General features: G+C 64.1%; 9 protein-coding genes and 1 pseudogene. 6 read left to right on the forward strand and 4 right to left on the reverse strand.

Annotated features, from left to right (window positions below):
- Positions 1 to 49: 49 nt before the first annotated feature.
- Positions 50 to 383, reverse strand: a pseudogene (locus EDF71_RS09595) (IS5/IS1182 family transposase); the annotation flags it as partial.
- Positions 384 to 588: 205 nt separating this feature from the next.
- On the opposite strand from EDF71_RS09595, the gene EDF71_RS09600 reads away from it, so the two are divergent.
- From EDF71_RS09600 to EDF71_RS09620, 5 genes are all read left to right on the forward strand, one after another.
- Positions 589 to 1,647 carry a Fic family protein gene (locus tag EDF71_RS09600; RefSeq protein WP_133856347.1) on the forward strand — a complete coding sequence of 353 codons (1,059 nt, stop codon included), beginning with the start codon at positions 589 to 591 and terminating at the stop codon, positions 1,645 to 1,647.
- 137 nt (positions 1,648 to 1,784) lie between these two features.
- On the forward strand, positions 1,785 to 2,522 hold the full coding sequence (locus tag EDF71_RS09605) for an ABC transporter substrate-binding protein (RefSeq protein ID WP_133856348.1): 738 nt from the start codon (positions 1,785 to 1,787) through the stop codon (positions 2,520 to 2,522).
- Positions 2,519 to 2,995: a YbaK/prolyl-tRNA synthetase associated domain-containing protein gene (locus tag EDF71_RS09610; RefSeq protein ID WP_208301019.1), complete on the forward strand. Its 477-nt coding sequence runs from the start codon at positions 2,519 to 2,521 to the stop codon at positions 2,993 to 2,995. The genes EDF71_RS09605 and EDF71_RS09610 overlap by 4 nt, the downstream gene beginning before the upstream one ends.
- Positions 2,996 to 3,072: 77 nt before the next feature.
- Entirely contained in the window at positions 3,073 to 4,587 is a 1,515-nt protein-coding gene (locus EDF71_RS09615; protein WP_133856349.1) for a rhomboid family intramembrane serine protease, read from the forward strand.
- A gap of 132 nt (positions 4,588 to 4,719) precedes the next feature.
- Complete coding sequence (locus EDF71_RS09620; RefSeq protein WP_133856350.1) at positions 4,720 to 6,060, forward strand: hypothetical protein; 1,341 nt, start codon at positions 4,720 to 4,722, stop codon at positions 6,058 to 6,060.
- A 15-nt stretch (positions 6,061 to 6,075) separates the two neighbouring features.
- On the opposite strand, the gene mnmA is transcribed toward EDF71_RS09620, so the two are convergent.
- The 3 genes from mnmA to EDF71_RS09635 form a co-directional block, all read right to left on the reverse strand.
- Positions 6,076 to 7,203: a tRNA 2-thiouridine(34) synthase MnmA gene (mnmA, locus tag EDF71_RS09625; protein ID WP_133856351.1), complete on the reverse strand. Its 1,128-nt coding sequence runs from the start codon at positions 7,201 to 7,203 to the stop codon at positions 6,076 to 6,078.
- 125 nt (positions 7,204 to 7,328) lie between these two features.
- Positions 7,329 to 9,797, reverse strand: a complete 2,469-nt coding sequence (locus tag EDF71_RS09630; RefSeq protein ID WP_133856352.1) for a penicillin acylase family protein — start codon at positions 9,795 to 9,797, stop codon at positions 7,329 to 7,331.
- Positions 9,798 to 9,945: 148 nt separating this feature from the next.
- Complete coding sequence (locus EDF71_RS09635) at positions 9,946 to 10,449, reverse strand: NUDIX hydrolase (protein WP_133856353.1); 504 nt, start codon at positions 10,447 to 10,449, stop codon at positions 9,946 to 9,948.
- 104 nt (positions 10,450 to 10,553) lie between these two features.
- On the opposite strand from EDF71_RS09635, the gene EDF71_RS09640 reads away from it, so the two are divergent.
- On the forward strand, positions 10,554 to 11,996 hold the full coding sequence (locus tag EDF71_RS09640; protein WP_133856354.1) for an aminopeptidase P N-terminal domain-containing protein: 1,443 nt from the start codon (positions 10,554 to 10,556) through the stop codon (positions 11,994 to 11,996).
- The last annotated feature ends 167 nt before the right edge of the window (positions 11,997 to 12,163 follow it).

Raw genomic sequence — 12,163 nt, forward strand, 5'->3', positions numbered from 1 at the left:
GCTGCGGACCTTTTTTAATTGCCGTTGACAGGCGCAAAATTTTTGATTTCGCAGCAGCGCCCGTCTGGGGCGTGCCCAGCGCGGTCAATTTGAGGATTGACGCTCGAATATGGAGCTCGGCCACCTGGCGCGCAAACGTCCTGGCCATTAGCTTCTCGCCCAGACGCTTTTAGCAATTCATCTCGGCTTCTACCAGAGACTTTCGGTGGTAGCCGCTCCATCTTTGCCAGATAGTCCGCCCCAACCTCCTACAAGCCTTGACCGCTGAGGTGCGCAAATGCCAGCCCTTTGCGCAGCTTTGCTCCTTTGCGTGGCGGGATGATTTGAATGGCTTCCCGCAGATAACACGCCTTATGGACATCCTGCGTGTCGAATGCCCCATTGCTAGCGTGGAGCCCCTGTAGTCGCGCAGTGCCTCCTCATGCTGGGCTTTCGCAGCATGCAGGTCAATGTGTATAGAAAACCGTAGTTAGCTATGCAGCTGGAGGCTGCGTTGCGCGGAAAGGTGCATGAAACGCAGCTTTTCTATACACGTGGACGGCGATATGTATAAGAATTGGCGTTTTCTATACATGTTGGGTTGACCTCATGGAATCCCTTGCCGCGTTGCAGGCCGAGCGCTTTGACACCGCCCCCATTCTCAAGAAGTTGGCCAGCGCCAGCCGCAAGCTGGCGGAGCTGAAGGGCATTGCTGCGGCCATACCCAATCAAAGCATTCTCATCAACACCTTGGGTTTGCAGGAGGCCAAGGACAGTTCAGAGATTGAGAATATTGTCACCACACACGATGAGCTCTTTAAAGACGATGTGTCCTCTGAAAGCCAGCTGTCTGCCGCCAGCAAAGAGGTGCTGAGTTACCGGCAGGCGTTGTACACGGGCTTTCGGCTGGTGAAAGAGACTGGCTTGCTGACAGCCAACCATCTGATTGGGATGCAGCGTGAGCTGGAACGCAACCAGGCAGGCTTTCGCAAATTGCCCGGCACAGCCTTGAAAGATGGTGCAGGGCGCACGGTGTATACACCGCCGCAGGAGCCGGATGCCATCGTGGCGCTGATGCGTGATTTGGAGCAGGCCATCAACGACCCCGATGCAGTGCCCGTAGACGCGCTCATCAAGATGGCGCTGATCCACCACCAGTTCGAGAGCATTCACCCCTTCTATGACGGCAATGGTCGAACGGGGCGCATTTTGAATGTGCTGTATTTGGTCAAGGAGGGGCTGCTGGACATTCCGGTGCTGTACCTGAGCCGCCATATTGTGCAAACCAAGGCTGAGTATTACCGCCTGCTGCAGGCCGTGCGTGACGATGATGCGTGGGAGGACTGGGTGCTCTACATGCTAGAGGCGGTGGAGCAAACAGCCCAGCAGACGGTGAAGACGGTGATTGCCATTCGGGACGCCTTGTTCGACTACAAGCACCGCATTCGGGAACAGCACAAGTTCTACAGCCAAGACCTCATCAACAGCTTGTTTATGCATCCATACACCAAGATTGAGTTCCTGCAGAACGACCTGCAGGTATCACGGTTGACGGCGACCAAGTATCTGGATGCTCTGACGGAGACAGGCTTTTTGCTAAAGCAGAAGGTGGGGCGCAGCAACTACTACATTAACCACGCGTTGACCGGGATTTTGACGACGCCGTAATTTCGGCGCCGTGCAGAGGCCGGTGCGCCACAGGTCATACCAGCAGCGGGAGAATGTGAGGCTGCAGCGCCCCTGCCCGCCGAGCGTCGGCCCTACCCAGCGCGCAGCCCTTTGTTCCACCTTTCTCGAAAGCGGCCATGACACAGACCACTGACATCGCTTCCCTCATCGCCCCCACTGGCCGCCTGCGCGCGGCCATCAATGTGGGCAATCCCGTGCTGGCGCACAAACGGGCCGATGGCTCGGGCGCAGGCGTTTCCGTTGATCTGGCAACGCGCATGGCGGCCCAGCTGGGGCTGCCGCTGGATCTGCAGCTGTTTGAGGCCGCTGCCCATTCGGTGGATGCGGTGACCCAGGGCCAGGCCGATGTCGGCTTTTTTGCGGTGGACCCGGTGCGTGGCGCGGGCATTGGTTTTTCTGCCCCCTATGTGCTGATCGAGGGCGCCTACATGGTGCGCAGCGATTCGGCGCTGAGCGACAACGCGCAGGTGGATGTGGCCGAGCACGAAGTGGTGGTGGGCCAGGGCAGCGCCTATGACCTCTACCTGAGCCGGGCGCTGAAACACGCCCGCATCCTGCGGGCACCCACCTCGCCGGCGGTGGTCGATGTCTATCTGCAGCCCCTGGGCGATGTGGCTGCAGGCGTCAAGGTACAGCTGGAGGCCGCCGTGGCCAGCCACCCGGGTCTGCGCATGCTGCCTGGGCATTTCATGCTGATCCAGCAGGCCATGGGCCTGCCCAAGGGCCGGTGCGAGGCCGCCATCCAGTGGCTGTCCGCCTTTGTCGAAGAGACCAAGGCCAGCGGCTTTGTGGCCCAGGCGCTGGCACAGCACCAGGTGCAAGGCGCGGTGGTGGCACCGGGATTGCAGCCATGAGCGTGTTTGAGCAGCTGCAGCAGTTGCTGGAAGGCGAGGGCGCCCGCTTTCGGGTGCTGAGCCACTCGGCAGAGGGCAAATCGGACGAGGTGGCGCGCATCCGGGGCACGACGCCGGGCCAGGGTGCCAAGGCCATGCTGTGCAAGACCCGCAATGCCGAGCACTGGGTGCTGGCCGTGCTGCCGGGCGACCAGAAGCTGGACTTTCGCCTGCTGGCGGCCGCGCTGGGCCTGCCCAAGATGACGATGGCCAGCGCGGAAGAAGCGACCGAGCGGACCGGCTGCGTGATCGGCGCCATTCCGCCGTTCAGCCCCGGCCCGCAGGTTGCCCTGGTGGTGGACCCGGACCTGGTGGAGCGGCATGCCGAAATAGCGTTCAATGCCGGCCGGCTGGACCGCTCGATGGTGCTCAATGCGCAGGACTACGTGCGTGTGGCCAAGCCGGCGCTGCACCGCATCTCTGTGGTTGGCTAACGCAAAAATCCAACACTGCCGCTGACTGTGCTCGGCGCGGCAGCCTGCCGCCGCAGCGCCGCTGCACAATAGGCGCCATGTTCATCGCCATCCCTCTGGAAAACAAACCCTCCTGGCAGTCGCCGCCCTGGATGACGGTGCTGTTGATTGCGATCAACTGCCTGGTGTTCTGGGTCTGGCAAGGGGGTGAGGAGAGGGCAGCAGAGCGGGCCTCCAAAACCTATGCGCATACGGCGCTGCCGGCGATCGAGGTGCCGGCCTTTGTGAAGTACCTCGATGCACAAAGCCGCAACCCGGACAGCCGCATCAAGCCGCAGATGGTACGCATGGTGCAGGGCCTGCAAAAAAACCAGGACTACGGCCAGATCTACCTGCTGATGCAGCAGGAAGGGCGCTTTCGCCGCCAGTTGCTGGCTGGCGAGGTGATCCAGGCAGGCGATCCGCTGCATGCCGAATGGCAGGCGGCCCGCGCCCGCTTTGCGCCGCTGGAGCCCAAGCCCTTTACCGCGCGCTGGGCGATGAGCTACGAGGCCGGCGCCGGCCTGCAGCCTGTGCAGGCGCTGACCTCCACCTTTTTGCACGGCAGCACCGGCCATCTGCTGGGCAATATGGTGTTCCTGTTTCTGTTTGGTTTTACGTTGGAGATGGCGCTGGGTGCCGGGCTCTACCTGTGCTTTTACCTGGTCGCCGGTGTCAGCGCCTCGCTGTTTGCCGGCCTGTTCTATGTCGGCTCGGGCAGCTATGGGCTGGGCGCGTCGGGCGCGATTGCCGGGCTGATGGCCATGTATGTGGTGCTCTACCGCATGCGCCGCATCCGCTTTTTCTACATGCTGGCCTTCTACTTCAACTACGCCACCTGGCCCGCGCTGGTGGTGCTGCCGGTGTGGATGGGCTTTGAGCTGGCCCAGCACTTCATGGGGCAGCAGGGCGTGGCCTATATGGCGCACTTTGGCGGCTTGCTGGCCGGCGGCCTGCTGATGGCCTTGTACCTGCAGCTGCGGCGCAAGGAGTCGGTGGTCGAGGTGGCGGCCCGTGACAAGCAGCAGGCCCAGGCCCAGAGCGCCGCACTGGCCGCCGCCGTGCAACGCGCGCAAAAGCACACCGATGCGCTGGCCTTTGAGCTGGCCGCGCCCGCCTGGCGCCAGGCCGCCAAGCTGGCCCCGACCGATGCCGCCATCTTGCGCGCCTGGTTTGAAAGCGCCCGCCATGCGCCGGGCAGCGAGGATTTCCACCGCGCGGCCCGCGCCATCTTCAAGCTGCCAGCCAACACCGACGCGCTGCGCCGACTCCAGCACCACAGCTGGCAAACCTATGTGGACCGCGCCAGGCCCGCCCCGCGCATCAGCGACAACAGTCTGCATGCGCTGGCGCGCAGCTTTGTGCGCCTGGGCGAATGGGACAGTGCCCAAAAGATCTGCCAGCAGCTGGAGAGCGCTGCCGACCACCCCCATTGGCCGGCGACCCTGGCCCTGGTGGCCAATGGCCTGGCCAAGGCCGGCCGGCTGGAAGACGCTCGGCGCTGGCTGCCGGCGCTGCAACGCGCCGCGCCCCAGGAGCCGGTGACGCGCTGGCTCAGCCAGGCCAGCACCTGAATGCGGGTTGAGCGCAGGGGCAGCAGTGGCTAGCGCCCTTGTGCGTCAGCTCCATGTAAAGTTTTGGTGAAGCTATGCCTTATGATCGCTGCCAAGCTGCGCCGGCGGGGGCTGCAGACAGAAAGGCTGGCCATGGGCCCATTGCGTTCTCCACAGCAAGACGACGAGGTTGACAGCACCCAATGGGTGATTGAGCCTTTCTGGCGCAAGCTCAACAGCTTTTTCCTGTTTCCGCTGCAGCGCAAGCCCTTGCTGTATGCGCTGGTGCTGTCGCTCTGCGCCTATATGCTGATGTGGGGTCTGTTGATCGGCTTGGCCGTGGCGGTGGGTCTGCTGCTGGCGATCAGCCGGCATGCGTTCAAGATTGCGGCCTATGCTTCGCATGGCGTGCTCGACAGCAATGACTACGACGACTACCCCTGCGATGCCGACCTCAAGGTGCTGCCCTGGAAGTTCTTCGGCGTGCTGCTGGTGCATGGCTTTCTGATCGGCATGCTCGCCCGGGTCAGCCCGGGGCTGGGCGCACTGGGTGATTTGCTCTCCTCTTTCTTGATCCCCGCCACCTTGATGGTGCTGATCACCAGCGGCAGCCTGCGCGCTGCCATCAACCCCTCCATGCTGCTGAGCACCATGGGCGCCATCGGTCTGCCCTATGGCCTGCTCTGCCTGTTTCTGTTCCTGCTGATGCAGGGCGTGCCGATGGCCTTTTCGCTCTTGGTCACGGTCATGCCTCAGGCGCTGCTGGCGCCCTTGCTGGCCTTTGTGGTGATCTATTTCAACGGGGTGATCGCCGCGATGATCGGCTATGTGATGTACCAGAACCATGCGGACCTGGGCATCACGCCGGACAAGGCACCCCAGGCCGAAGCTGGCGCGCCCGTGGTCGACCCGCAGACCGCGCTGGCCCAGCGCCGCGATGCCCAGGTGGCCCAGCTGGTGCAGAACGGCGACATGAACGCCGCCCTGGCCGAGGCCCGCGAATGGCAGCGCAGCGATCCGGGCAACCTGGCCGACCAGCGCCGCTACCACCGCGTGCTCAAGCTCAGCGACAAGCCCGATGAGCTGGCGCGCCATGCGCAAAGCTATATTGCGCTGCTGCTGCAAAAGCAGCGCAGTACCGATGCGCTGGAGGTTTGGGGCAGTTGCTACAAGCGCGACAAGGGCTTTCGGCTGAACGAGGCCAGCCACACGCTTGCGCTGGCGCAGACGGCCTGGAAGCGCATGCAGCTGCCGCACACGCTGGCCTTGCTGCATGGGTTTGAGAAAAGCTATGCCGGCAGCGATCTGGTGCCCCAGGCGCTGGAGCTGACGGTGCGCGTGCTCAAGCAAGGCGCCAACAAGCCCGACCAGGCTGTGCGCGTGTTCATGCGCATGAAGATCCGCTACCCCGCGCATGCCTGCACGCAGGAGGCCGCCTGGATCTTGCGCGATGAGCTGCCGGGCGCGGCGCAGTCGCCTGCCGCCCCCGCCTGAGGGACTGCTTGTTTTTTAAGCGGCCGTAGAAGGCGCCACGCTGGCGATGATGCCGCCGCCCAGACAGACCTCGCCGTCATACAGCACCGCCGATTGGCCGGGCGTCACCGCCCATTGCGACTCGGGGAAGTCGAGGTGGAAATGCGCGGGCGTTGCATCGGCGCCGATGATGGCGGGCGAATCGGGCTGGCGGTAGCGGGTTTTGGAGCCATAGGTGCCGGCAGCGGGCGGGTGGCCGGCCACCCAGCTGGTGTTGTCGGCATTCAGCGCCTGCGACAGCAGCCAGGGGTGGTCATGGCCTTGCACCACGCGCAGGATGTTCTTGTCCAGCTCCTTGCGGGCCACAAACCAGGGCGCATGCTCGCCGGCGCCACGGGCGGCGCCTTTTTCCTTCACGCCACCAATGCCCAGGCCCGAGCGCTGGCCCAGGGTGTAGAAGGACAGGCCCACATGCTTGCCCAGCTTGCGATTGCGGTCGTCCAGGATCAGGCCCGGTTCCTTGCTGATGTAGCGGTTCAGAAAGTCGCGGAAAGGGCGCTCGCCGATAAAGCAGATACCGGTCGAGTCCTTTTTCTTGGCATTGGGCAGGCCGATTTCTTCGGCAATGCGACGCACTTCAGTCTTTTTCAGCTCACCGACCGGGAACAGCGCCTTGGACAGCTGGGCCTGGTTCAGGCGGTGCAGAAAATAGCTCTGGTCCTTGGCCGGGTCCAGGCCCTTGAGCAGCTCAAACAGCTGGGTGTCGGGGTTCTGGCGCACGCGGGCGTAGTGGCCGGTGGCGATCTTTTCGGCACCCAGGCGCATGGCATGGTCCAAAAAGGCCTTGAACTTGATCTCGGCATTGCACAGCACATCGGGGTTGGGTGTGCGGCCGGCCTGGTATTCGCGCAGAAACTCGGCAAACACCCGGTCCTTGTAGTCGGCGGCAAAGTTGACGTGTTCGATCTCGATGCCCACCACGTCGGCCACGGCTGCGGCATCGACAAAGTCGATGTTGGACGAGCAGTACTCGCTGTCGTCGTCATCTTCCCAGTTCTTCATGAAGATGCCGACGACCTCGTGCCCCTGCTTTTTGAGCAAATACGCGGTGACGGCCGAATCCACGCCGCCACTCAGCCCCACTACGATGCGCTGTTTAACCATGGGCGCAATTATCCGCCTGGCGGCAGGCGCCTGCTTCGCTAGGGCTATGTGGCGTTGTGGCGCGCAACAGGGCTTTTCAGCGCCTATCCGCGCTGAAAAGACCCGTTAGTGGCCGCCAGTCCGGCTTACTGTGGCGTCAGCGCGATGCGTTCGCGCGTAGCCTTTTCCACCGCGCTGCGCGAGTAGGCCAGCGGAAAGTACTGGCCTGCGGCCCAGGTGTTGGCCAGGTCGCGGTAGTGCGGGCTGGCCGGGTTGCCCGATTGGCCGGGGGTGTTGACCACACGCGAGGCATCCCAGTTGCCCACATCCACCACCATGCGGAAGGAGGCGCCCGAGGTCAGCTGGTAGGTATCGACGTTGTAGCTGGTGGCCATGGGCGTCGCCCAAGAGCCGCCGATGCCGCCGACGCCGACATTGAGCTTTTGCTTGGTGGCACTGTCCACCACGCCGGCGAGCGGGTGCACAAAGATCGCCTGGTGCAGGCTGCCCCAGGTCCAGCTCCTGGCATCGGCCCCCAGCTTGGTCTGCAGCCACTGCATCGCCGGGGCGATGGAGGAGAGCAGCACCTGGTCGCGCTCTGCCTCGCTCATCCAGCCCTGCGGGCTCTCCAGCACCGCGATCATGCGGGTGGCGCTGGTTTCTTTGGCAAAGCTGCGCTCGTGGGCGGCCAGCACCTTGTCGGTCAGCGCTTTCTTCAAGGTAGCATTGCTCCAGACCTCATACAGCGCAGCGGCGGCGCTGTCCTTGGCCATCGTGCCGTCCCAGCCCTGCAGCAGCGCCAGGCCCTGGGCGGTCTGTGCATCGCTGCTTTGCAGCGGCGCCAGCAGCTTCAGCAGGCGCTGGGCCGGTACGGCGACGATGTCGGTCTGCCAGGCTTCAGAGTCGGCGACGCTGAGCTTCTTGCCCTCCTTGGCGGCCTTTTCAAACAGGCCATGCAGGCGCTGCGCGCGGGCCGAATCGGACCATTCGTAGCCAATGCCCTTTTGGTAGAGCGGGTGGTTGGGTGGCACATTGTTTTCATTGGCGGTCACCACATAGCCGCGCTGGGGGTTGAACTCCCAGGGCAGCTCGTCGCCATTGCGGTAGCCCGTCCATTCATAGCGGCCATCGCCGGGCACCGGGGTCAGCCCGTCCCAGTTGGGGCGGATGGGGGTGAGCCCGCCGGGGATCCAGCCGATATTGCCGCTGCTGTCGGCATAGACCTGGTTCTCGCCCGGTGCGCCCCAGCGGTTCATCGCGGCGCGGAACTGGTCAAAGTCCTGCGCGCGCATGTAGTCCATCGATCCGAAATAGGGCGCCATGCCCAGGTCCAGCCAGGCGGCGCGCAGCGCATAGGCCTTGTTACCTTCGGCAGCCAGCACCGGGCCGTGGCGGGTGTACCAGTTCTCGACGATGACCGGCTGGGCCGCGCCCTTGACGGCAATGCTTTCCGTCACCCGGGTCATCGGCTCCCAGCGGCCCTGGTACTTGTATTCCTTGCTGTTTTGCGGGTTGGTCTCGTAGACATACAGGTCTTCCTGGTCCATGTAGAAACGCGTCAGGCCAAAGGCGATGCGGCCGTTGTGGCCGATGGAGATGCCGGGCAGGAAGGGCTCGCCAGCGCCGATCACATCCATGCCGGGGGCGGAGATGTGCGAGATATAGCGCAGGCTGGGCGCGCCATGGGCGCGGTGCGGGTCATTGGCCAGAATCGGGCGGCCGGTGGTGGTCATGCCCGGCGCAATCGTCCAGTTGTTGCTGCCGTAGCTGGCCAGGGTGTTGGCATCGGGCTGGTTCAGGGTGGATTCGGACAGCGCCAGCAACTGCTCGGGGGTCATGTCCAGCACGGACACCTTGACGTTCTCCTTGGTGAAGCGCGGGCTGGCAGTGGCCAGCGCATAGGCGCGCTTGAGCTCCTTGCCGGGCAGACCACAGACATCCAGCCCCTCGGGGATCTGCGGCTTCACATCGGGCACCAGCTCGCGGCGCAGCCAGTCCACCCGGGCGCCGTTCTGCTTGCCTTCGCAAAAGGCCTGGGCGCGGTCCACCTCGCCGGTAAAGTTCAGGGTCAGGCCATGGTGGCGGATGCGCACCGTGTCTTCTGCCGCCCAAGGGCTGGGCTGGTAGCCCAGCAGCTTGAACTCTTCAGGCAGCAGGCGGGGGTCGGCCTGGGTCTGGGCGACAAAGGCATTCACCCCGGCCACAAAGGCCTCGGCCACGCGTTTGGAGTCCGAGCCATAGGCCAGCCACTCGCGGTACATGTCGCCCCGGAACAGCACGGCGCGTGCCGCCTTGTCGCTCTCCACCCAGGCCGGGCCAAAGTCCTGGGCCATCTGGCCCAGGCCGCGCTTGCGCCACAGGTCCATCTGCCAGAGCCGGTCGCGTGCGGCCATATAGCCCTGCACCACAAAGGCGTCATAGGTGGTGCCGGCGTAGATATGCGGCACGCCCCACTGGTCGATCAGCACCTCGGCGGGCTTTTCCAGCCCGGCAATTTTGGCGCTGTGCTGGCTGCTGGGCGCGGTGCCCAGGGAGCTGCATCCGGCTGCCAGCAGTGCAGCGGCCAGTGGCAAGGCCAGGCGGTTGGCAAAACGGAAGGGGGCGCGTTGTGGCATGGTCTGTCTCCTCGTTATGGTGAGCAGACCATGCCATGCCTGCCAGCGGCGCGCAATCGCGTTGGCGCCAAGCGGTGACCAAGGCGTTTGCGCAAACCGCGCGCCGCCCAAAAACAAAGCCCATGGTGCTGGGCCATGGGCTTGGGGTTTACTCCAGCGGTCTCACACCGTCGGGCTGCACCAGCACGGAGGCATCGGTGTAGATCAGGTTCAGCGCAAAGCGCTGGCCGGCCAGGTAGTCATCCAGCGACTGCAGTACCAGCGGGCTGCGCATCTGGTGGGCCTCGGCGCGCATCTCGTCGGCGGTCATCCAGACGGTACGGCGTATGCCTTCGTCGAGCGGCTGGTTTTCGTAGAACGCACCCACGGTGCCGGTAAAGGCAAAGCGCATATAGGTGGTGTCCGCGCCGCTCTTGGTGCGTACAAAGCGGTTCATGTAGATGCCCAGCAGGGCCGAGGGCTTGAAGTCGAAGGCCGTCTCTTCGAGCACCTCGCGCACACAGGCCTGGATGGGGGATTCGCCAGGGTCCAGATGGCCCGCCGGATTGTTCAGGCGGATGCCGTCCGAGGTGTCTTCCTCTACCAGCAAAAATCGGCCATCTCGCTCAATGACGGCGGCCACGGTGACGTTGGGTTTCCAGCGGTGGGGCATGCGGCATTATGTGCCAAGTCTCTGAAATCATAAAAAGAACCTTGAGGGCTTGTCATGCTGTTGCAATCACCACCACAGGCAAAGCTCTGCAGTACGATAGCAGCATGCAAGCAACCGCCCCCACCCCAGCCATTCCCGCACAGTCCGTCTATGCCGAGCGCCGCGCCCAGGTCGCGCGCCAGCTGGGCGAGGGCGGGATCGCCATCATTCCCACCGCGCCCGAGCACCCGCGCAACCGCGACAGCGACTTTTTGTACCGCCACGACAGCTATTTCTACTACCTCACCGGCTTCACCGAGCCCAACGCCAGCCTGGTGATCAGCGCCGATGGCAAGACCACCTTGTTCTGTGCGCCCAAGGACCTGGCGCGCGAAATCTGGGACGGCTACCGCCTGGGCCCCGAGGCCGCAGTGGCGGCCTTGGGTGTGACCGAAGCCTATTCGGTGGCCGAGCAGGCCGCCCGCATGCCCAAGATGCTGGAGAACCGCAGCGTGGTGTGGTACCCGTTTGCGATCCACCAGGGGCTGGAGGGCACGGTGGCCCAATGGCTCAACGGCGTGCGCGCCCGCACCCGCTATGGCGCGCTGGTGCCTGAGCAGCAGCGCGACCTGTGCACCGTGCTCGACGAGATGCGCTTGTTCAAGGACGCGCATGAGGTGCCCATCCTGCGCCGCGCCGGCGCCATCAGCGCCCGTGCCCATATCCTGGCGATGCAGCGCTCGGCACGCATGATCCATGCCGGCCAGGATGTGCGCGAATACCACCTGGATGCCGAGCTGCTGCAGGCCTTCCGCGAATACGGCTCGCAGTACCCCGCCTATGGCTCGATCGTCGCCGCCGGTGCCAATGCCTGCGTGCTGCACTACCGCGCCGATGCCGCGCCCATCCGCAGTGGTGAGCTGGTGCTGATCGATGCCGGTTGCGAGCTCGATGGCTATGCCAGCGACATCACCCGCACCTTCCCGGCCAACGGCAAGTTCACCGGCCCGCAGCGCGATCTATACGACCTGGTGCTGGCCAGCCAGGATGCGGCCATTGCCCTGGCGCGGCCCGGCAAGCGCTTCAACAACATGCATGACGCCACCGTGGCCGTGCTGGCGCAGGGCATGCTCGATCTGGGCCTGCTCGACAAGAACAAGGTCGGCGGCGTGCAGGATGTCATCGACAACCGCAGCTACTTCCAGTTCTACATGCACCGCACTGGCCACTGGATGGGCATGGACGTGCATGACTGCGGCAGCTACATCGAGCCCAGCGAGGTCGGCCACATCAGCGAGCGGCGCGATCCGCTCTCGGGCGAGCTGATCCTCAACCGCCCCAGCCGCATCCTGCGCCCCGGCATGCTGACCACCATCGAGCCGGGCATCTATGTGCGTCCGGCCGACGGCGTGCCCGAAGCCTTCCACAACATCGGCATCCGCATTGAAGACGATGCGCTGATCACCGACGACGGCTGCGAGCTGCTCACGCGCGGCGTGCCTGTGAAGGCCGACGAGATCGAAGCACTGATGCGCGATGGCGCGCCCCGGCCTGCCGATCTGGTCTGATCTGACCCGCTCTCAACCAACACCTGCCGGGCCTGGCGCCTTGCAGGTGTTTTTTATGGGCCGCGCCATTGTGCAAACGCACATCGAATGAAACCGCGCTGTAACTCGCAGTGGCTGTTTCTCGTGTCAGAATGGAACTGAATTACATCGGGTCGGTATCTGGTGAC

Origin of the sequence: Comamonas sp. JUb58, from assembly GCF_004364775.1 — a bacterium.
Classification (GTDB): Bacteria; Pseudomonadota; Gammaproteobacteria; order Burkholderiales; family Burkholderiaceae_C; genus Comamonas.